The sequence below is a fragment of the Pseudomonas sp. SDT291_1_S447 genome (assembly GCF_054070155.1).
The window spans coordinates 1-212 of sequence record NZ_JBSVXS010000480.1 but is presented as its reverse complement, the minus strand read 5'-3'; the positions used below and the strand labels follow the sequence as shown (position 1 = coordinate 212).

Sequence of the window (212 nt, the reverse complement as noted above, 5' to 3'; positions counted from 1 at the left end):
CCTTACGCAGCGAACTCGGCAGTGGCGACACTTCTTCGATCCGCCGTGGCAGCCAGCGCAGGCCAAGCAGGATCAGCACCGTGGTCACCACTTCCACCACCAGTTGGGTCAGCGCCAGGTCCGGCGCCGAGAACCACACAAAGGTCACGCAGGTCATCAGGCCGCACACGCTGACCATGGTCAGGGCCGCCAGCCGGTGGTACTTGGCTTGC

Annotated in this window: 1 protein-coding gene; it reads right to left on the bottom strand. The window is 65.1% G+C overall.

All coding sequences use genetic code 11. The features are described from left to right. On the bottom strand, window positions 1-212 hold a 212-nt coding region (locus tag ACW9IR_RS30455), incomplete at both ends, for a hydrogenase subunit MbhD domain-containing protein (RefSeq protein WP_457466329.1).